The sequence below is a fragment of the Arthrobacter sp. MPF02 genome (assembly GCF_046605375.1).
Lineage (GTDB): Bacteria > Actinomycetota > Actinomycetes > Actinomycetales > Micrococcaceae > Arthrobacter.
This window is the reverse complement of the sequence record NZ_CP176772.1, coordinates 2,934,348-2,952,807: the sequence shown is the minus strand read 5'-3', so window position 1 is coordinate 2,952,807 and position 18,460 is coordinate 2,934,348. Positions and strand designations below refer to the sequence as shown.

Sequence of the window (18,460 nt, the reverse complement as noted above, 5' to 3'; positions counted from 1 at the left end):
CTACGGGGCGTCCGGGCGCACCTTCACGGTGCGCAGGGACCGGAGAAGCGCGACGGCGGTGATGGACCCCGCTGCCATGATCGACGCCAGCACCACCACCTGGAAGCGGCCGGCCTCGAGGGGCGAGGCGCCGCCGAAGATCGCGCCAACGAAAGCGCCGGGCAGCGTCACCAGGCCGGTGGTCTTGGTCTGGTCGGTGGACGGGATCAGGGCCGAGTGCACCGACTGCCGCGCCTGGGCAAGCGTGGCCCGGCCGGCGGTTGCGCCCAGCGCCAGCCAGCCTTCCACCTGGTCCCACTGCTCATGGACCGCCTCGTAGAACCGGCGCCCGGCCAGCACGGCAATGGTCATGCAGTTGCCGATCACGATGCCGCCCACAGCCAGGACGTACCGCGGTGTGAATTCGATAGCCCCGGTGCCAAACACCACAGCCAGCGTCACGGCAATGCCCGCGGCCATGGTTCCGGCCAGCACAAGGAACCGGTGCCAGGACCACCTTAGCCGCCGCGCCGCCGTCGTCACCGCCACGGTGAACATCACCAGCAGCGCCGCCCCCACCCACAGCGGGTCCGTGATGATGCCGCCCAGCACCAGGCTGATGGCCGCAAGCTGGGCGGCGCCCCGGAAGATGGCAAGCGCAGGAGCAACATACGACGGCGTCCGCGCGCCCCACAGGACGCCCACCGTGATCGCCACCAGGAGTGCGAGGGCTGCGAGGGTGGGCACCAGGGCGGCGGGGTCGGGCATTCTGCCAGCCTAGCCGGACAGCGGCGCGGCGCCGGCGGTGCGCCCGTGTTCCAATCCCGTGGCGAATCCGATGGACACCGGAACAGGCCGGGGGCTGCCGCAGCAGGCGTCCCCGGTAGCGGCGCTGTCATCTGCCGGGATGCCGGTGGAGCAGACGCCCGTTTCGGGCAGTTGGAGTTCCACGGCCTCGGCGGCATTGGTGTCCCCGGCGAGGGCGGCAGCGATGGACCGGACCTGTTCATAGCCCGTGGCCATGAGGAACGTTGGCGCCCGGCCGTAGGACTTCATCCCCGCCAGGTAAAAATCCTTTTCCGGCTGCGCGAGGATGCCGGCGCCGTGCGGCGGGACCGTGCCGCAGCTGTGGAAGTCCGGATCGATCAGCGGGCCCAGCGCCCTGGGTGCCTCAACGGCGGGGTCCAGGTCCAGCCGGAGCTCTGCGAGGAGGGACAGGTCCGGACGGAAACCGGTGGCCGGGATAACGCGCTCCACTTCCACCCGGCGGCCGTCCCCGGCATGCACCGTCACGGTGCCGTCGCCGGTGTGGATGCCGGTGGTGTGGAAGCCGGTCAGCAGCCGGACCGCTCCAGTATCGACGGCGGTGCGGAGCCTGGCGCCGAGCTGGCCACGGGCCGGCAGCTGGTCTGCGTCCCCGCCGCCGAAGGCGCGCTCAGGCGCGGCGGCCCGCATCGCCCATATGACCTCCGTGCCCGGGCTGGTGCGGGCGAGCCGTGCGAGGTCCAGGACCATGTTCGCCGCCGAATGGCCGGAGCCTATGACCAGGGTCCGGCGTCCGGCGAAGCTTCCGGCAGTGACATCGGGCAGCGGGCCGGTAATCAGCCCTGCGCTCCGGGCTTCGGCTTCGCCCGGGGCGGGCAGGCCGGAGGACCCCAAAGGGGCCGGAGTGGTCCACGTGCCCGAGGCATCAATGACAGCGCGGGCAAGGACGTCGGCAGCCTCCCCGTTGCTGTGTTTGACCCGCAGGAGGAAGGGTGCCTGGTCCCGTCCCTGGCTGCGGCCCTTATCCAGGCCCTGGCGGGTGACGGCAACCACGCGCGCACCCGTCCTGATCCGGCCCCTTAGTTGCGGTGTTGCCGCAAGGGGTTCCAGGTAGTCGGACACCAGCTCGTGCCCGTAGGGCAGTGCGGTTGGCCGCGGTGCCCTCCAGCCGGTGCTTTCCAGCAGCCGCACGGCGGCCGCATCAAGGTTGTACCGCCAGGTGGAAAACACGCGGACGTGCCCCCACTCGCGTATGGCCGCGCCGGCCGTAGAACCTGCTTCGAGGACCAGCGGTTCGATTCCTCGCTCAAGCAGGTGTGCCGCTGCTGCCAGGCCCACCGGACCGGCACCGATGACTGCGACTGGCAATGATTCCTTCGAAGCTGCGGTCACTTTTCCTGCCCTCCGATCAGGGCTGCCAGGTTCTGCAGGGCTTCACTGCGGGCGCGGTAGTAAACCCAGACACCGCGCTTCTCCCGGTCCAGCAGGCCGGCGTCATGCAGCACCTTCAGGTGGTGGCTGATGGTCGGCTGGGACAGTTCGAACGCGTCATTCAAATCGCAGACGCATGCTTCCCCGCCCTGATGCGAGGCAACCATGGACATCAGCCGCAGCCTGACCGGATCCGCCAGCGCTTTCAAAAGCGGGGCTATTCCTTCGGCTTCCGCTTCCGACAAGGGTTTGCGGGACAGGGGCGGGCAGCAGCCAGCTGTTTCGACGGGCGTCAGCTCCAAAGACATAGACACATGTAATATTTACTCTCATCTATGTTTAGGGCAAGCCTTTCGTTACAACTTCTGCATCAGGTCAGCCGCGGCGCAGCCAGGCCATGGCAGGCCGGAGTGAGGTGAAGTACTTGATGGGGCAGGGGAGCTTGTAGAAACGGAAGAGGAAGAGGGCAACCACCTGGTCCACGGGTGACGATCCCAGCAGTGCAATCCGGGAAACGTGCGACGCCGGCGGAGACACCTTCCGGGAAGCGTGCGTGAAGGTGACACCCCCAACCTGGATGAGCAGCGGCAGGGCCTTTCCATCACCCAGGGCATCCAGGGCGGCAACCAGGCGATCGGTGTCTTCGGATTCAACCGTCACGCCCTTGTTCCAGCACAGACGGTAGATGCCGGCGGACAGTTCAAGCATGCCCTTGTCCGCAATGCTGATGCTGCGCACGTGCCCCCTCCGCCGGTTGCTTCCCCTGACATGACAGTAGTCGATGCGTCCCGGCCCTGTACGGGAGGGCTGCCGGTTGAACGTAAACTACCGGCCACCTACATTCGGATCGGGTGGCCGGTAGTTACGTCCTGGCGAACCTAGGAGTTGCTGTCGGAAATTGCCGAGCTGACGGCCGTCGGGCTGTCGTATTCCTTGTCCGGAATGGCTTCAAGGGCCTGGAGGACATTGTCGTCCGCATTGGAGTCCTTGGCGCTGGACAGCAATGCGTCCTTGCTGGCGGGATAGTCCACGCCGCCAAGGAACTTCTGGATCTGGATCGGGTTTGGAGTGTCGGCCATCGTGCAGTTTCCTTTCTGATGTCGGCTCTGCTGCCCGCAGCCGCTCCACAAACGGAGGAGGCCGCAGAGCCTTCATCGTAGGCACGGACAATCCGATGGAGGAAGGGCTCCAACCAAATCCCGTGCCTTCCTGCCCGACGGCGGCGCAGCTTTCCAGCAAGCCCGGAGGTCCCTTCCGCGCCAAGGACCCCGCTTGTAAGATGTGGTGCGGAGAGCCGGGAAGCCTGGTCGGCCCGCATGCGGAAGACGCCTGCGGCGCGCCTATGGCAGCCAGCCCTGGGTGCGGAGGACTGCGACCAAGGAACCGCACATGCACAGCCAACTAACTCCCGTCATCCATACCTCACGCCTGGCCAAGAACTTCGGGCGGACAGCTGCCCTCGCCGGCCTGGACCTTACCGTGATGCCAGGCGAGGTGCACGGCTTCCTCGGGCCGAACGGCGCAGGGAAGTCCACAACCCTGCGCATCCTCCTCGGCTTGATCAGGCCGGCCGCCGGGACGGCAAGGGTTTTTGGCATGGACCCCTGGGCCGATCCTGTAGCAGTGCACCGGGAAGTGGCCTACGTTCCCGGCGACGTGACGTTGTGGCCAAACCTGTCCGGCGGCGAGGTCATCGACCTGCTGACAGGACTTCGCGGCGGCGCCGACCAGCGCCTGCGCGGGCAGCTGATCGAGGAGTTTGAGTTCGATCCCCGCAAAAAGGCCCGCACATACTCGAAGGGCAACCGGCAGAAGGCTGCCCTGATCGCTGCTTTTTCCCGCCCCGCCCGGCTCTACCTGCTGGATGAGCCAAGCTCGGGCCTGGACCCCGTGATGGACGCCGTCTTCCGCCGCCACGTCCGCCGCGTGGTGGCGGACGGGGCAACGGTACTCCTGTCCAGCCATATCCTGGCCGAGGTGGAACAGCTGTGCGGCAAGGTGACGATCATCCGTGCGGGACGCGCGGTTGAATCCGGGACGTTGGCCCAACTGCGGCACCTGACCCGCACCCGGTTCCGGGTCAGGGCGGCGGCGCAGCTGGAAGGGCTGGCACAGCGGCAGGGCATCCACAACCTGCGCAGTGACGGAACCACGGTGGAGTTTGATGCCGACGCCGCCGCCCTGGGCCCCGTGCTCGAGGCACTGGCGGCGGCCGGCGTCACCGCTTTCACGGCGGCCCCGCCGTCCCTGGAGGAGCTGTTCCTTCGGCACTACGGCGAGCAGCCCGCCGGGCAGGCAAAGGCCGGCCATCAGAGCCAGGTGCGGTGATGGGCGCCGTGCTCCGCCTTGCCCTGGTACAGGCGCGCAGGGACCAGGGGATATTGGCAGCCTGGATAGCCGGCATTGCAGGCCTGGGGTTCGCGGCGGCGTCCGCGGTCATCACCCAGTTCGGGACGGACAACGAGCGTGGCGCCCTGGTTGCCGTTGCGGCTGCCAGCCCGGCCTTTCTTTTCCTGCGCGGGTTGCCGGACGGCATAAGCTCCGGAGCGGTCACCTTCTTCCAGGGCTATTCCTTCACCGCCGTGCTGGCCGGACTGATGAGCGTTTTCCTGGTCATCCGGCATACACGTGCCGATGAGGACAACGGGAGGTCCGAGCTGGTTCATTCCGCGCCCGTTGCCCGGACCGCTTCGCTGTGGGCAGCCCTGTTTCTGGGAGCCGGCACCAACGTGGTGCTCACCCTGGCCGTTGCCGGCGGTTTCCTGGCAGCAGGGCTTCCCCTGCCCGGATCCCTGCTTGCAGGGGCAGCTGTTGGAGCGGTCGGGTTGTTTTTCGTGGCTGCGGCCGCGCTGGTCGCCCAGCTCATGCCGTCCGGGCGGAGCGCCAACGGCACTGCTGCAGCCCTGGTGGGTGCGGCCTATCTGGTCAGGGGTGCCGGGGATGCCCTGAGCACCGCCAGCATGCCGCTGCTGCAGGTGAGCCCCGCCTGGCCGTCCCTGTTCTCGCCTATCGGCTGGGGCCAGCGCATCCGGCCGTTCACCGAACCCGATGTCCTGCCGCTGCTGGTACTCGCCGCCGGGGCGGCCGTGATGGGGACAGTTGCCGTAGTGCTTCGCAGCCGGCGGGACATGGGCGCCAGCTACCTGGCCGTGGATGAGTCCGGGCCGGAGCGGGCCGGGAGGAACCTGCCGTCAATGACGGGACTGGCCTGGCGCCTGCAACGGGGAAGCCTTGCCGGATGGTGCTTCACCGCCGCAGTACTTGGATGTGTGGCAGGCGGCCTGGGGCCGGTGGTGCGGGATGCGCTACGAGGCAACGCCTCACTAATGGAGCTGATGAGCCGCCTCGTTCCGGGCGACGCTGAAATGCTGGACCTGTTCACCACAGCCATGCTGGGCATCGTGGGTGTCCTTTCAGCTGCCGCCGGGGTCCAGTCGGTGCTGCGGCTCAGGGCCGAGGAAGCCGAAGGGCGGGCCGAACTGCTCCTGGCCGTGCCCGCGTCGCGCGTCCGCTGGCTGGGCGGGGCGCTGGCAGTGACGGCCATGACGACGACGGCTGTTGCGGCAGCCGCGGGAGCCTCGGCAGCGGCTGTGCTCACGGTGACGCACGCCGGCGGCAGCGGGACCGGACTGGTTTTTGCCGCCGCCCTGGCCCATGTTCCGGCGGCGCTCGTCTTCCCGGAACTCACCGCGCTGGCGTTTGCCCTGCTGCCGCGCTGGAGCAGTGCCGCAGGCTGGGGTGCGCTGGCCGCTGCGCTGGTGCTTGGACAGTTCGGGGAACTGCTGGGACTGCCGGTGTGGGTACAGGACCTCAGTCCGTTCCGGCATTCGTCGGCCATGCCGGTTGAGGCTTTCGATGCCGCCGCCGCGGTGGTGATGGCCGCCGTCGCAATCGCTGCAGCGGCGGCAGCCGCCCGTCTTATCCGGGAACGCGACCTTACGGCCTGATTCCTCACACGGGAAGTGCGCGCCGCCGCGGCAGCAGGCCGTCAGCCGCCGTTCCGCTGCTTCTCGGCTTCCTTTTGGGCTTCCTCGCGCTCCTTTTCCGCCTTCTCGCGCGCCTCTTCGGCCTCTTTTTGGGCCTCCTCGCGGGCCTCCTCGGCTTCCTTCCGCGCCTCTTCTTCGCGCTCTTTCTGGTCCTCGGTCACTGGCGGAACGGCGGCCGGTGAGGTCGGGGCCGGCGGCGTCGGCGGGGTCGGGGCGGCCGCGGCCATTGCTGCCTCAAGGTCGTTCCGGATGGTGGTGATCGCCGCGTCGATCCGGCCCTTCCGCGGCTCCGACACCCGGCCCTGGCCAGCAGCAGCAGTCACGTCCCGGCTCAACTGCTCAAGCTCCGCGAGCGCTGCCGGGTAGTCCTGGCCGACCGCGAACCCCTTCGCCGCGGCCACGCGCTGCTGCAGCCGGGTTGCCACTTCGCCGTCCAGGTCCGGGGCAGAGCACCCTGCCAGCAGGGACACGGCCACGGCCGCACCCGTCAGTCTTTGCAATGCAGTGCGAATCATGGGGTGACGCTTTCTTCCAGTTCCTTGAAGTGCTCGCCCAGCTGGCCGGGGATGGCGGGTCCGGGGTCCACCGGTGCCGGCGCGGGTTGCTGCAGGGATGCCAGCAGCACGCCCGCAAGGATTACGACGACGGCGGCCACCGCGGCCAGCAGCCACGCCTTCCGGGTGCCAAGGCGTGCGAGGTTTTGCCAGGGCCGGTGCCGGCGCTGCGCGGACGACGGTGCCCGGGACGGCCTTTGCGGAGCCGACTGCCACGCCGTCGCATTGGTGGCCTGGCTTTCCGGCAGCGCCGGAAGGCGGGCCGCCTCCGGCGCCGCCCCACTGCCGGAACTTTGGATGCCCGGGGCGGCGGCGTCCATGACCCTGGTGGCCGGGCGGGCGGCAGCCACCGCGGTTTCCTCCCCTCGTGCCAGGCCGCCGGGAAGGGACCAGCCGGCGGGGCTCCCGAGGGCTGCTGCAACGCTTGCGGCGTCCGGGCGGTCCTCGGGATTCCGGGCGGTCATGGCGGCAAGCAAGGAGGCCCACTGGGGGCCAAGGGTGTCAGGGATGTCCGGTCCGCGGGACAGCCGCGCCACGGCGGCCTCCAGCGGCGGTCCGGGGAACGCCACCGTTCCGGTCAGGGCCTCAAGCAGCACCAGGCCCAGGGAGTAGATGTCAGCCGGCGGCCCCACCATGTCCCCTCGGGCCTGTTCCGGGCTGAGGTAGGCCGCTGTTCCGGGGACCATGTTCGTGGCGGTGACCCGGGCGCCGTCGAGCATTCTTGCAATTCCGAAGTCCGCGAGCTTGGGCCGCAGGGGAGTATCAGCCGCGTATCTGGTGAGCAGGATGTTGGCGGGCTTTACGTCCCGGTGGACCACTCCGCGGTGATGGATGTAATGCAGGGCCTCAGCCAGTTCGGCGCCGAGCCGGGCCACCTCGGATCCGGCCAGCGGACCGGCCGCGAGGTGGCGGTGCAGGTCGCTGCCCGGGACGTACTCCATCACCAGGAAGGGCACCTTCCGCCCGCCGCGCTGCAGCGTCCCGGTATCGTAGAGCGTGACCAGTCCGTGGTGGTTCAGCTTGGCCAGCATCCGGGCCTCGGACTGCTGCCTGGCAAGTTCCTCCGAATTGGTGACGTCGTCGCGGAAGATCTTCAGGGCAACCTCGCGGTCCAGGACCACATCCGTTCCGCGGTAGACGCTGCCCATGCCGCCGTGGCCCAGCACTTCGCCCACCAGGTACCGGTCCAGCAGCCTGGTCCCGGCCAGGCCGGTATCCGTACCGCCCGTCATGGTGCCCCCCCTTTCCGTTCGGGCCGTCAGGTCCTGGCGTTCCGCTTCAGCCATCCCCACACCGCCGTGGCGGCGAAGAGCACCAGGGCTATGACGGCCAACCACAACAGGCCCTCGATGATGAAGCCCAGGATCGACAGGACAATCCAGATAATCAGCAACGTGATGAGTAGTCCCATGCCCGAATCCTAGCGCGGTTAGTGCTGCCCGGTTTCTTCTGCCAGCCAGGCCAGCGCCTCATCCTTGGAGGTGAAGAACCGTGTGGGGTGCGCAGGATTGTGCCGGGCCATGTAGAAGCCGGAGATCGCCTCGTCCACCGGCGTGGTGCCCACAATTGCAGCCCGGGAGAGCGGCCAGGGACGCGCAAAGGCCTCCTGGGCGCGCTGGTCGATCCAGGTCATGCCCGTCATCTCCACCAGCAGCGGAAGGGTGCGTCCGGCACTGAGCTCGCGGGCACGCTCCATAAGAACCTTGGCGTCCTGTTCCGTAACCACGGCGCCCGGCTCCCACCGCAGGTGCAGCAGCTCCCCTGTGAGCTCGATGGTGCCAGTGACGCCTTCTTTTCCCATGCCCTCTACTGTGCGGGTGCCGCGGCGGAAGCGCCAAACGTACACGCCCATGCACCCTGTAACCGCACTCCCAACTGGGTAGCAGCAACTGTCGTTTTGGGCCGTGAAAACGGCAGTTGCTGCTACCTGGTTTCAGTCACCCCGCCGGATAAGCCGCCTGAGTGAGAAGCCGGGCCAGGTGCGCAGCGTTCCGGGCGGCGCCTGCGGTCGTGGCGGCCACCTTCTCGGGAACCTCGTCCAGGTCCTTGTAGTCCACCGTCTGCATTGCCTCGCCCACCCAATAGGTGGCGCCCTGCGCGGGAAGCGTGAAACCGACGTCGTTCAAAGCCTGCTGCGTGTCCGCGACAGTCTTGTGCGCCCCGTCCTCGTTGCCTACCACCGCCACGACGGCCACCTTTCCGTACATAACGGGCCGCCCGGCGTCGTCCGTTTCGGACAGATCGGCGTCGAGCCGTTCGATGACGCGCTGGGTGATGCTGCTCGGGTGGCCCATCCAGATGGGCGTGGCGAGGACCAGGATGTCCGCTGCGAGGATCTGGTCCCGGATTCCGGGCCACGCGTCTCCGTCGCCCATGTCCGTTTGCACACCCGGCATCACGTTGTGGTCCACCACCCGCAGTGACGAGCCCCGGACGCCGTGGGCGGCCAGTTCGTCCAGCACGTGGCGGGCCAAAAGCTCGCTGCTGGACGGAGCGGGCGACGGGGTCAATGAGCAGATAAGTGCTAGCGCGGTGAGATCAGCCATTTGTTCATCCTTCTTCTGCCGGGTTTCCTTGGCGTGAGCCTACACGCCGAGGTCCTGCTGCCATGGGCGCTGCTGGCGCAACCACCAGGAAGCGGTTTGTAGTGGGCTGATGGCCGGATTGCCGCCGGGGCGATAAAGGCAGGAAGAAGGTGCGACGGCGGCGGGAACGTTCCGCGGAAAAGGGCACGACGGCGCGGTGCCGGGAAAAGAACGCGGCACCGGGTAAAGATAAGGTGCCCGAGCGGCTTTGGGGGATGCCGCCCGGACACTCGATACACAGTAGTGCATTGAGATGCACATGTGTACTCGACCGGCTGGCGTCTAGGATGTTCGCTGCAGGAGCTTCCCGCCCTGCCCCGCACCGGTACGGGACGCCGGGGCGGATGAATTGGGGGACTGACATGGACAGCAGCAAAGTGCAGCCAAAAGACGGCACCATGAAGCAGCATTCGCTGGTTCATGACGTCGCCATAAGCTTGCACTTGCTCGAAGTCGCAGCCGGAACGCTGAGGATGCTCGCCGAACCCACCCGCCTGCACCTGCTCTGGCAGCTCACCCATGGTCCCCGGACCGTCACGGAACTCACGGATGCCGCCTCGATGCCCCGGACAGTGGTGAGCCAGCACCTGGCGAAGCTCCGGCTGAGCGGGCTGGTGAACACACGGAAGAACGGCCGCCACATCATCTACTCGCTGCATGACGGCCACCTGGTCCGGCTGATCCGCGAAACCATCAGTCACGCGGACCACCGGCTCAGCGGCGAACCGCTGCACGACTGACCTTTACGGTGTGGCTCCCGCGGCGCGGCCCGATGCCACCTTCGCTACGCACATTCCCTGATGATCCCCGAATACCGGCGCGCCAGGGAAAGTGCGCGTCGAGGATGAGTTAGCGGGTCGGCTAAGGAACGTGCGCGTCAGCGGGGCTGTGCGAGGGACAGCAGAACGCGTACGACGTCGGGACACGCCGGCAGCTCCCAACTTGCGTTCCAGCGTCCCGGGTTCCATCAGATCGGCCCAGTCCCACCGCACCACGTTGATGCCCAGGGCGCGGATGCGGTTCTCCCGGTTCTTTTCCGCAACAACGGCCTGGGACGCGGTCCGGCCCTTCAAGTATTCGGACTTGGTGTACTTTTCCTCGCCGTCGAACTCGCCAACAACCCCGGCATGCTTCCAGTAGAAGTCGGAGTACCCCACGAGACCGGAGGAGTCAGTGAATGCCTGCTGAAGGACCGGAGGCTCGAACCCGGCAAGATGGATCAGCACCCGGCTCAGCGATTCCCCGGCCGAACCTGATGCAGGACACGCGAATTCAAGTACCGCCCGGATTCTCCGCCCGGCCGCAGCCGAGTAGTTGGACCCGATTCCGGCCTCCAATTCAGCCGTGCCCAGGGCGGGCAACTGCCGGAGCCTGTCGTGCCGAAGCACGTGATCCATGGCGGTTACTCCCTCGGTGAACGGACTGAAGGCCGCCAGATCCAGGACGGTCCGGACGCGGTCGGTAACCAGCAGGCCCTCCCGCCGGACCACCGTCAAGCCCTCCCGCAGTGCAAAGTGGCGGCTGACTCCGGCACGCGAGCGGCCGCCGTCGTTCCTGAACGTTAGGGCCTCGACAGGATGGTGCGTCCCAATGATTGGTAGGCCCCACACGCTGGCAGCCGAGTGCCGCGCGAAGACCGTAGGCTTCCGGAACGACTCCGCCGCCGCCTGCACCCGGAGACGGTATTGCTCCCACGGCTTCAGGCCACGCCACGCTTCCCCGTCCGTGTAAATGCCGTTCCTGACCCGGACCAAGGCACCCGTCTTGACCCGCTTGGTGAGGTCGTTTGGGGTGAGTCCGTGGAAGATACGGTCGCGGGACAGGAGCAGCGGCGGGAGTTCGGGCATGCAGCGACGATTCCAACCGCGCCTCGCCGACGGGAGGGGGCGGCGCCGCTATGTGGAGAACTGCTGGCGACGCGCACCTTCCGTATCGACCCGCAAATTCCCTGACGCGCCAACATTCGGGGTGCGCCAGGGAAAGTGCGCGTCGAATCTGAGTTTGGGGGTCGAAAACAACCTGTTGCCGGGACTGCGGTTTTTGCGGATCATGTGCAGCGGCGGGGCATTCTGGCAGAGGGAGGCACACCGTGGCGTACACCGGTCCGCTGATTCTTGGCGTCCCGTGGACGGTTCCGCCTGTGCTGGTTCGCGCCGGCGCCGAACTGGCTGACGCACTCGGGGTCCACCTGGTGTGCGCCTACGTGGATCCCGCCAGCGTCCTGACCGAGTGGGAGCCCTACCGCACCCGGACGGCGGCATCGCTTGACCCCGTGGTGAACGAGGAGGCGCTGTATCCTGCCAGCGAGGTACGCGCCAGCCTGACCGGAATCCTGGGCCCGCAGGGAACAGCGTGGTCCTTCCGTGAACTCCACGGCGACGTTGCCTCCGCGCTGGCGCGGCTGGCCGACAGCACGGGGGCCTGCATGCTGATGGTCGGAAACGGGCGGGGCGGCCCCCTGGCGAAACTCGGCAGGGCGCTGGAGACGGGGGTGGCGGACAAGCTGGCCCGGCTCCAGGGCAGGCCGGTGGTCGTGGTTCCCGAACACACCAGGGCCAGGCGGACGGGGAACCGGGCCAGTTACTGAAGCAAGCGGTGCCGGTGCCCTGCGGCGGTACGGCACAGTCCGGCCAGGTAGTCGGCCAGAGCAACAGGCCCGCTTCCGGCGGCGATCAGCAGGTCCCCGTGGCGGGTGAGGACCATGTCCCCGCTGCGGGGCTCCTCGGCGGCCCGTACGGCATTGATGAACTGTTCGTAACGGTCGGCCAGGCTCGGGCAGCTGACCGGCATCAGCCTGTGTACACCGCCAACCACTTCAACCGGGTGGTTGCGGACCATCCTGCCGGACCCGTCCAGCACCACCTCCGCAACCGCCAGCCGGGGCGTGGAACCGGGGCGGCTGTCGTCGTGCGTCAAGGTGCCCAGCACATAGGCCGGCGCCCAGTGCCTGCCGTGGGGATCGGTAACCGGCACGGGCTGCAGGCCGGCGGCGCGGAGCGAGGCCACGATGGTTCCAACAAGCTCGGCCAAACGAGGTTCCACCCGGGCCCGCAGTTGTTTTCCCGATGCCGGGAGCAGGTGGACCAGGGGCGGTGCGGGATGGGCGGGTAGGTTGCGGTGGAAAGCACGTGCAATAAAGCCTGACGAGTTGGCCATACCGGTCTCCTGTCCACTGGCCCCGCTGCTGAAGCAATGGAACAAGGGTGCGACATGCCGGGCGGACTGTCCAGCATCAGGAGCCCCAACAAAAACAACCGCCGTGGAGGGGGATTAGGGGGTTTTGCCTGCAGCCCCGCCCGCGAACTTCCCCATCCGCTGCTTTGCCGTGTTGGTGCCTGCTCCTATGGGCACCTGCGCGGTGGCTTTTGCCAGCCCAAACAACGGCATTCCGCTGTAGACCGTCTCGATTCCAGTGGCCGGAACCTGGTACGTCTCATGCCAGATGCCCACGTCCCCGGACCCCGAAAGTTCCTTCATAAAGCTGCGCCACGGCTTCATGGTGGTCCGCCCGAACAACTGCCTTTCGCGAAACCAGATAAGGATTCCCCAACCTTCCTTGCGTGAAAGATGAAAAGTATGCTTACCATTCTAATTGGTAACCCTACTTACTAATTGCCAGCCCGGCTCTACAATCAAAGGAACAGTGTCATGAAAAAACTGCTCTTCGCTCTGCTTCCCGCCGTCATCAGCCGGGTACTGCAGGCTAGGAAGGCAAAGCAGGCGCGCGCCGGCCAGGTGCGTCCCCCGCGGAACCGTTATTAAGGCCCGCCCCGTTCGGGGACGCTCACGACGACGGCGGCAGCCGCCGCTGACGGCGCACCTGAAGTGTTCCGCGGCTCAGCCGCGCCGACGGTCCGTCCTTCCTCCCTGAGGGCGGCCCGTTCGGGTGCGGAAAGGCGGGTTTCAGTGGGCGCGGGCGGCATCACTCAGCAGCCAGTCCAGAGCCTCGGCTTTGTCCGTGAAGAACCGGGTGGGGCACGGATGGCTGTTCGGGCTGCGGAAGCCCGCGAGCACGCGGTCCACCGGGTTGGCGCCCAGCAGGGCAATCCGGGACGCCGCAGTCGGGGTGGCGAAGGCGGCCCGGGCGGCGTGGCTGACGGTCTCCACCTCTGTCATCTCCACCAGCAGGGGCCGGGACTGGCCGTGGCAAACATTGTTCACCAGCACCATGGCGGACTGGATGTCAGCCTCCTCCAGGCTGGCCCGGGGCTGCCAGCGCAGGTACAGGATCCCGTCTGTGCGGAGATCCAGGGTGCCCTTGCCGCCGTCGATGATCAGGGTCTCCACGGACAGGAACTCTACCAACAGGACCTTTGCGGGGCGTCTTTAGGTGACGGTGCCGCGCGCCGCGAGGTGCAGGAACCGCGTCCGTGAAAGCATAGTTAAGCTTTCGGGCCTCCATTTATGGGTAAGGGCACCGCATTGCAGTAGGACGGATACGGACAGGGGCTTGAATTTGGCAGGGAATGCGACCTTCCGGCACAGCAACGCCGGGCTGCTGTCGGTAAGCAGTGTCGAAGCTCCACGGATCGTCAGTTCCGCCGAGTTCGACCGCAGGCTGGCTCCCACCCTGCGGCGGCTCAAGTTCCCGCCGCGGCTCCTGGAACGCGTTGCGGGCATCACGCACCGCCGCTGGTGGGCCCCGGGGACATCCTTTGACGACGCCGCCATCGAGGCAGGTGCCAAGGCCCTGGCCGAGGCGGGCATCGAGGCATCCGAGGTCGGCCTGCTGATCAACACCTCCGTGACCCGGCGCAATCTGGAGCCGTCCGTCGCGGTGAGGATCCATCACGGACTCGGCCTGCCGTCGTCGGCCATGAACTTTGACCTGGCCAACGCGTGCCTGGGCTTCGTGAACGGCCTGACCCTGGCGTCCAGCATGATCGACTCCGGCCAGATCAAATACGCCATGATCGTCAACGGCGAGGATGCCGAGGCAACACAGGAAGCCACGCTCGCCCGGTTGCAGCGGCCGGAGACCACGCGCGAGGACTTTAACCGCGAGTTCGCCACGCTCACCCTGGGCTCCGGAGCGGCCGCAGCCGTCCTGGGCCCCGCGGACCAGCACCCCGGCTCGCACCGGATAGTGGGCGGCGTGATGCGCGCCGGAACCCAGCACCACGAGTTGTGCGTGGGCGGCATCGACGGCATGAACACAGACACCAAGGGACTGCTCGACGGCGGCCTGCAACTCGTGCTCGACGCCTGGCACGAGGCGCAGCCGGAGTGGGACTGGGCGGCCATGGACCGCTACGTCACGCACCAGGTGAGCAACGCCTACACCCAGGCGATCATTGACGCCATCGACCTAAACCCGGACAAGGTGCCCATCACGTTCCCGCACTGGGGCAACGTGGGGCCGGCGTCGCTGCCCATGACGCTTGCCGCCGAAGCACAGTCGCTGGAGGCCGGCGACCGCGTGCTGTGCATGGGCGTCGGCTCCGGGCTGAACACCGCCATGATGGAAATCGTTTGGTAGCCGCCGGCTGGCCCGGCTTGGACCCCGGGTGGTCCCGCACGCTGGATGTAGTGTCCACCGCCGGCACAGACCAGCCGGGAACCGTCCGCCGCTGGCATCTGCTGGATAACGGCGACCAGCTGTCCCGCCTCGGCCTCACCCCGGCCGGCACCCTGCTCTGCGTCCACGGCAACCCCACCTGGTCCTACCTGTGGCGGACCCTGCTGGCGGCGGGAACGGACCCGGCCCATCCGTGGCGCGTGGTGGCGGTGGACCAGCTGGACATGGGCTACTCCGAGCGGACCGGGACGTTCCGGCGGCTGGCGGACCGGATCAACGACCTCGGCGACCTCACTGATGCGCTGGGCCTGGACGGGCCAGTGGTCACGGTGGGCCATGACTGGGGCGGCGTCATCAGCCTCGGCTGGGCCCTCGCGCACCCGCAGCAGCTCGCCGGCGTCGTGCTGACCAACACGGCCGTGCACCAGCCCTCCGGCTCAACGATTCCGCCGGCCCTGCAGCTGGCCCTGCATCCCGCCGTGCACAAGTGGGGGACCACGACGTCGGACGCCTTCCTCCGCGTAACGCACTCCCTGGCGCACCCGCCGCTGCCCGCGGACATCCGGAAGGCGTACATGGCTCCGTACCGCGGTGCGCACCGCAGGGCCGGGGTGGGGAACTTCGTTGCGGACATCCCCGTGGACGCGTCCCACCCCAGCTACCCGGCGCTCACCCGGGTGGCTGAAGGGCTGCGCGGGCTGACGGTCCCGGCGCTGATGCTGTGGGGACCCCGCGATCCGATCTTCTCCGACCGGTACCTCAAAGACCTCATCAGCCGGCTGCCGCATGCGGACGTGCACCGGTTCGAGGGCGCCGGGCACCTCGTGGCGGAGGACCGGGACATCGCGGCGCCGATCTTCCAGTGGCTCGCCGAGCGCCTGACCGGAAGCGCGCCTGCTGCGGACAGCCCGCGGTTGGAGGACAGCAGCGAGCCAGCAGCCTTCCGCCCGCTGTGGGACCTGCTGGACGAACAGGCCGCGGGGCCCAACGCAGGGGACACCGCCGTCGCGGAAATGGCGCCGGACGGCACCGTTGCCCGCTCGCTCGGCTGGCAGCAGCTGGACAGGAACATCCGGGACCTCGCCTCCGGGCTCCGCGAAACCGGAGTGGAAAAAGGCAGCCGGGTAAGCCTAATGGTTCCGCCCGGCGTGGACCTCACCGTGGCGCTCTATGCCTGCCTGCAGCTGGGTGCCGTGGTGGTGGTGGCCGACGCCGGGCTGGGAACCAAGGGCCTGAGCCGCGCAGTAAAGGGCGCCACCCCTGACTTTCTTATCGGCATCGACAAAGCCCTCGCCGCCGCCTCCGTGCTCGGCTGGCCCGGACGGCGGATCAGCGTGCGGAACCTCCCGGCCGCCCGCCGTCGCGCATTGGGCGTGGAAACCTCCCTCGCAGCCCTCGCCCGGCAAGGCAAAGGTGCAGGCCAGGAAACGCCGTCGCACGCCCCGGACCCGGACGCCCCGGCCGCCGTGCTCTTCACCTCCGGGTCCACGGGCCCGGCCAAGGGCGTGCTCTACACGCACCGGCAGCTGGCCGCCATGCGTGACACCGTGGCCGCGACGTTCGGGATCCGCCCCGGAGCCAGGCTGGTGGCGGGTTTTGCCCCGTTCGCCCTGCTGGGACCGGCGCTCGGAGCGGTCTCGGTAACGCCGGACATGGACGTCACCGCGCCCCGCACGCTGACGGCCCGCGCGCTTGCCGATGCCGCCGCGGCCATCGACGCCACCGTGGTCTTCGCCTCGCCGGCAGCCCTGCGCAATGTCCTGGCCACCCGGGACAGCCTCAGTGAGACGGGGGAGCAGGCGCTGGGGAAGGTGGAGGTGCTCCTGTCGGCCGGCGCGCCCGTTCCGGAACCGCTCCTGGCGGAGGTACAGCGGCTGCTGCCGCAGGCCTCGCTGCACACCCCGTACGGGATGACGGAGGCCCTGCCCGTCACGGATATCAGCCTCGAACAGATCCAGGCGGCCGACGCCGACGCTGCCGCCGGCACGGTGCCGGGCGCCGGCAACGGAGTCTGCGTGGGAAGGCCCGTCCACGGTGCGCGGGTGGCCGTGGTCCCGCTGGCAGCGGACGGCACCGCGCCCGGATTCCAGCCCATGACCGACGCCGGCGTGACCGGGGAAATCCTGGTCAGCGCGCCGCACGTGAAGGACGCCTACGACAGGCTCTGGCTGACCCAGGCCGCGAGCGCGGGCATCCCCGGCTGGCACCGCACGGGAGACGTGGGACATTTCGACGCCGCCGGCCGGCTCTGGGTGGAGGGCAGGCTCGCCCACGTGGTGACGGCGCCCGCTGCCGCGGTGACGCCGGTGGCCGCGGAGCAGGCGATCGAACGGCTGGACAGCGTACGGCTTGCGGCGATCACCGGGGTGGGGCCCGCGGGCACCCAGGCGGTGGTCGCCGTCGTCGAAACCGTCCCTCCGGTCCGCAGGGCAGGCCCGGCCGAACCGCAGCTCGCCGCGCGTGTCCGCAACGCCGCCCGGGACGCCGACGTGGACGTTGCGGCCGTGCTGGCGGTCCCCGCGCAGCCCACGGACATCCGGCACAACGCCAAGATCGACAGGACCCGCCTCTCCCGCTGGGCCACGCGGGTGCTGGCAGGCGGCCGGCCGGGCACGCCGTGAGGGTCCTGGTCACCGGTGCGAGCGGCATGCTCGGGCGGGAAACGGCGCGGCTGCTGGTGCGCCAGGGCCACGAGGTGACCACGTTCCAGCGCCGGCCGGCAGGGGTCGACGGCGCCGCGGACGTTTGCGGGTCCGTCACGGATGACCGGGCGGTACAGGAAGCCGTGCGTGGCGCCGAGGGCGTCATCCACCTGGCAGCGAAAGTCTCGTTCACGGGCCGGGCCGCGGAGTTCGACGAGGTGAACGTCCAGGGCACCCGCCGGCTGCTCCAGGCCGCCCGCGCGGCCGGGGTCCGTGACCTGGTCTTCGTGTCCTCGCCGTCGGTGGCCAACTCCGGGGCAGCCATCGCGGGGCTGGGGGCGGAGCCGGCCGACCCTGCGCGCGCCCACGGGGACTACTCCCGCACCAAGGCTGCAGCTGAACTGCTGGCCCTCGCGGCGGATTTCCCGGACTTCCGGGTGGCGGCGGTCCGTCCGCACATCGTCTGGGGTCCCGGTGATACGCAGCTGGTGGAACGGGTCCTGGACCGCGCCCGCAGCGGCCGGCTGCCGCTGCTCGACGCCGGCGCGGCCCTGATCGACACCACCTACGTGGACAACGCCGCCTCGGCGATCGCCAGGGCGCTGTTCCGGATGGACCACATTCATGGCCGGGCCCTGGTGGTGACCAACGGCGAACCCCGCCCGGTAGGGGAGCTGCTGGCCGGCATCTGCGCCGCGGGAGGTGTCCCGGCACCGCGATGGTCCGTGCCGGGAAGGGTGGCGCGGGCGGCGGGAGCAGTGGTGGAGAAGGCCTGGACCTGGGCCGGGCGCACCGAAGAGCCGCCCATGACCCGGTTCCTGGCCGAGCAGCTGTCCACCGCGCACTGGTTCGACCAGCGCCAGAGCCGCGAACTCCTCGACTGGACGCCCGCCGTCTCGCTGGACGAGGGGCTGGCGCGACTGGCGGAGCATTACGGGGGCAGGCCGCCAGCCTGAGTAGGTCCGGACAGAATCGGAAGAATACCTCAGATTCACAACAC

21 protein-coding genes are annotated in these 18,460 nt (G+C 68.6%); 7 read left to right on the top strand and 14 right to left on the bottom strand.

Translation table 11 applies throughout. The features are described 5' to 3' along the window. From ACLH0K_RS13985 to ACLH0K_RS13965, 5 genes are all read right to left on the bottom strand, one after another. Nucleotides 1–747 carry an ABC transporter permease gene (locus ACLH0K_RS13985; protein ID WP_411374158.1) on the bottom strand — a complete coding sequence of 249 codons (747 nt, stop codon included), beginning with the start codon at nucleotides 745–747 and terminating at the stop codon, nucleotides 1–3. A 9-nt stretch (nucleotides 748–756) separates the two neighbouring features. After that, complete coding sequence (locus tag ACLH0K_RS13980) at nucleotides 757–2,136, bottom strand: FAD-dependent oxidoreductase (RefSeq protein ID WP_411374157.1); 1,380 nt, start codon at nucleotides 2,134–2,136, stop codon at nucleotides 757–759. Then, entirely contained in the window at nucleotides 2,133–2,483 is a 351-nt protein-coding gene (locus ACLH0K_RS13975; protein ID WP_411376482.1) for a metalloregulator ArsR/SmtB family transcription factor, read from the bottom strand. Before ACLH0K_RS13975 ends, ACLH0K_RS13980 begins: the two co-directional genes overlap by 4 nt. Before the next feature lie 67 nt (nucleotides 2,484–2,550). Next, nucleotides 2,551–2,913 carry an STAS/SEC14 domain-containing protein gene (locus ACLH0K_RS13970; protein ID WP_411374156.1) on the bottom strand — a complete coding sequence of 121 codons (363 nt, stop codon included), beginning with the start codon at nucleotides 2,911–2,913 and terminating at the stop codon, nucleotides 2,551–2,553. 140 nt (nucleotides 2,914–3,053) lie between these two features. Then, nucleotides 3,054–3,254: a DUF2795 domain-containing protein gene (locus ACLH0K_RS13965; protein WP_138136987.1), complete on the bottom strand. Its 201-nt coding sequence runs from the start codon at nucleotides 3,252–3,254 to the stop codon at nucleotides 3,054–3,056. Nucleotides 3,255–3,564: 310 nt separating this feature from the next. Between ACLH0K_RS13965 and ACLH0K_RS13960 the strand changes: the two genes are divergently transcribed. Continuing rightward, nucleotides 3,565–4,503 (top strand): ATP-binding cassette domain-containing protein, encoded by a 939-nt coding sequence (locus ACLH0K_RS13960; RefSeq protein WP_411374155.1) that lies wholly within the window; start codon nucleotides 3,565–3,567, stop codon nucleotides 4,501–4,503. Next, entirely contained in the window at nucleotides 4,503–6,122 is a 1,620-nt protein-coding gene (locus tag ACLH0K_RS13955; RefSeq protein WP_411374154.1) for an ABC transporter permease, read from the top strand. Before ACLH0K_RS13960 ends, ACLH0K_RS13955 begins: the two co-directional genes overlap by 1 nt. A gap of 41 nt (nucleotides 6,123–6,163) precedes the next feature. On the opposite strand, the gene ACLH0K_RS13950 is transcribed toward ACLH0K_RS13955, so the two are convergent. The 5 genes from ACLH0K_RS13950 to ACLH0K_RS13930 form a co-directional block, all read right to left on the bottom strand. After that, nucleotides 6,164–6,676, bottom strand: a complete 513-nt coding sequence (locus ACLH0K_RS13950) for a hypothetical protein (RefSeq protein ID WP_411374153.1) — start codon at nucleotides 6,674–6,676, stop codon at nucleotides 6,164–6,166. Further along, the gene (locus ACLH0K_RS13945; RefSeq protein ID WP_411374152.1) at nucleotides 6,673–7,947 is read right to left on the bottom strand and encodes a protein kinase domain-containing protein; all 1,275 of its coding nucleotides are present in this window, start codon (nucleotides 7,945–7,947) and stop codon (nucleotides 6,673–6,675) included. Before ACLH0K_RS13945 ends, ACLH0K_RS13950 begins: the two co-directional genes overlap by 4 nt. A 26-nt stretch (nucleotides 7,948–7,973) precedes the next feature. Further along, nucleotides 7,974–8,126 carry a hypothetical protein gene (locus ACLH0K_RS13940; protein ID WP_411374151.1) on the bottom strand — a complete coding sequence of 51 codons (153 nt, stop codon included), beginning with the start codon at nucleotides 8,124–8,126 and terminating at the stop codon, nucleotides 7,974–7,976. Between the two features lie 18 nt (nucleotides 8,127–8,144). Beyond that, entirely contained in the window at nucleotides 8,145–8,567 is a 423-nt protein-coding gene (locus ACLH0K_RS13935) for a hypothetical protein (RefSeq protein ID WP_411374150.1), read from the bottom strand. Nucleotides 8,568–8,652: 85 nt separating this feature from the next. Beyond that, entirely contained in the window at nucleotides 8,653–9,261 is a 609-nt protein-coding gene (locus tag ACLH0K_RS13930) for a flavodoxin family protein (protein ID WP_411374149.1), read from the bottom strand. A gap of 401 nt (nucleotides 9,262–9,662) precedes the next feature. Here ACLH0K_RS13930 and ACLH0K_RS13925 point away from each other — a divergent pair, with 401 nt between their 5' ends. Then, on the top strand, nucleotides 9,663–10,040 hold the full coding sequence (locus ACLH0K_RS13925) for an ArsR/SmtB family transcription factor (protein ID WP_411374148.1): 378 nt from the start codon (nucleotides 9,663–9,665) through the stop codon (nucleotides 10,038–10,040). Between the two features lie 3 nt (nucleotides 10,041–10,043). Here the strand turns inward: ACLH0K_RS13925 and ACLH0K_RS13920 are convergent, their stop codons facing one another. Then, on the bottom strand, nucleotides 10,044–11,147 hold the full coding sequence (locus ACLH0K_RS13920) for a hypothetical protein (RefSeq protein ID WP_411374147.1): 1,104 nt from the start codon (nucleotides 11,145–11,147) through the stop codon (nucleotides 10,044–10,046). A 242-nt stretch (nucleotides 11,148–11,389) separates the two neighbouring features. On the opposite strand from ACLH0K_RS13920, the gene ACLH0K_RS13915 reads away from it, so the two are divergent. Further along, complete coding sequence (locus tag ACLH0K_RS13915) at nucleotides 11,390–11,887, top strand: universal stress protein (protein WP_411374146.1); 498 nt, start codon at nucleotides 11,390–11,392, stop codon at nucleotides 11,885–11,887. Here ACLH0K_RS13915 and ACLH0K_RS13910 read toward each other — a convergent pair. The 3 genes from ACLH0K_RS13910 to ACLH0K_RS13900 all read right to left on the bottom strand — a co-directional run bounded on the left by ACLH0K_RS13910 (nucleotide 11,881) and on the right by ACLH0K_RS13900 (nucleotide 13,587). Further along, entirely contained in the window at nucleotides 11,881–12,456 is a 576-nt protein-coding gene (locus ACLH0K_RS13910) for a hypothetical protein (RefSeq protein WP_411374145.1), read from the bottom strand. The genes ACLH0K_RS13915 and ACLH0K_RS13910 overlap by 7 nt on opposite strands. Nucleotides 12,457–12,570: 114 nt before the next feature. Then, nucleotides 12,571–12,798, bottom strand: a complete 228-nt coding sequence (locus ACLH0K_RS13905; RefSeq protein ID WP_411374144.1) for a monooxygenase family protein — start codon at nucleotides 12,796–12,798, stop codon at nucleotides 12,571–12,573. A gap of 405 nt (nucleotides 12,799–13,203) precedes the next feature. Further along, nucleotides 13,204–13,587 carry an STAS/SEC14 domain-containing protein gene (locus ACLH0K_RS13900; RefSeq protein ID WP_411374143.1) on the bottom strand — a complete coding sequence of 128 codons (384 nt, stop codon included), beginning with the start codon at nucleotides 13,585–13,587 and terminating at the stop codon, nucleotides 13,204–13,206. A gap of 169 nt (nucleotides 13,588–13,756) precedes the next feature. On the opposite strand from ACLH0K_RS13900, the gene ACLH0K_RS13895 reads away from it, so the two are divergent. From ACLH0K_RS13895 to ACLH0K_RS13885, 3 genes are read left to right on the top strand one after another with little or no spacing between them, the layout of a single operon-like run. Then, nucleotides 13,757–14,779: a 3-oxoacyl-ACP synthase III gene (locus ACLH0K_RS13895; protein ID WP_411374142.1), complete on the top strand. Its 1,023-nt coding sequence runs from the start codon at nucleotides 13,757–13,759 to the stop codon at nucleotides 14,777–14,779. Further along, on the top strand, nucleotides 14,773–17,439 hold the full coding sequence (locus tag ACLH0K_RS13890) for an alpha/beta fold hydrolase (RefSeq protein WP_411374141.1): 2,667 nt from the start codon (nucleotides 14,773–14,775) through the stop codon (nucleotides 17,437–17,439). The genes ACLH0K_RS13895 and ACLH0K_RS13890 overlap by 7 nt, the downstream gene beginning before the upstream one ends. Then, nucleotides 17,436–18,416, top strand: coding sequence for an NAD-dependent epimerase/dehydratase family protein (locus ACLH0K_RS13885; protein ID WP_411374140.1), 981 nt, complete (start codon nucleotides 17,436–17,438; stop codon nucleotides 18,414–18,416). The genes ACLH0K_RS13890 and ACLH0K_RS13885 overlap by 4 nt, the downstream gene beginning before the upstream one ends. The last annotated feature ends 44 nt before the right edge of the window (nucleotides 18,417–18,460 follow it).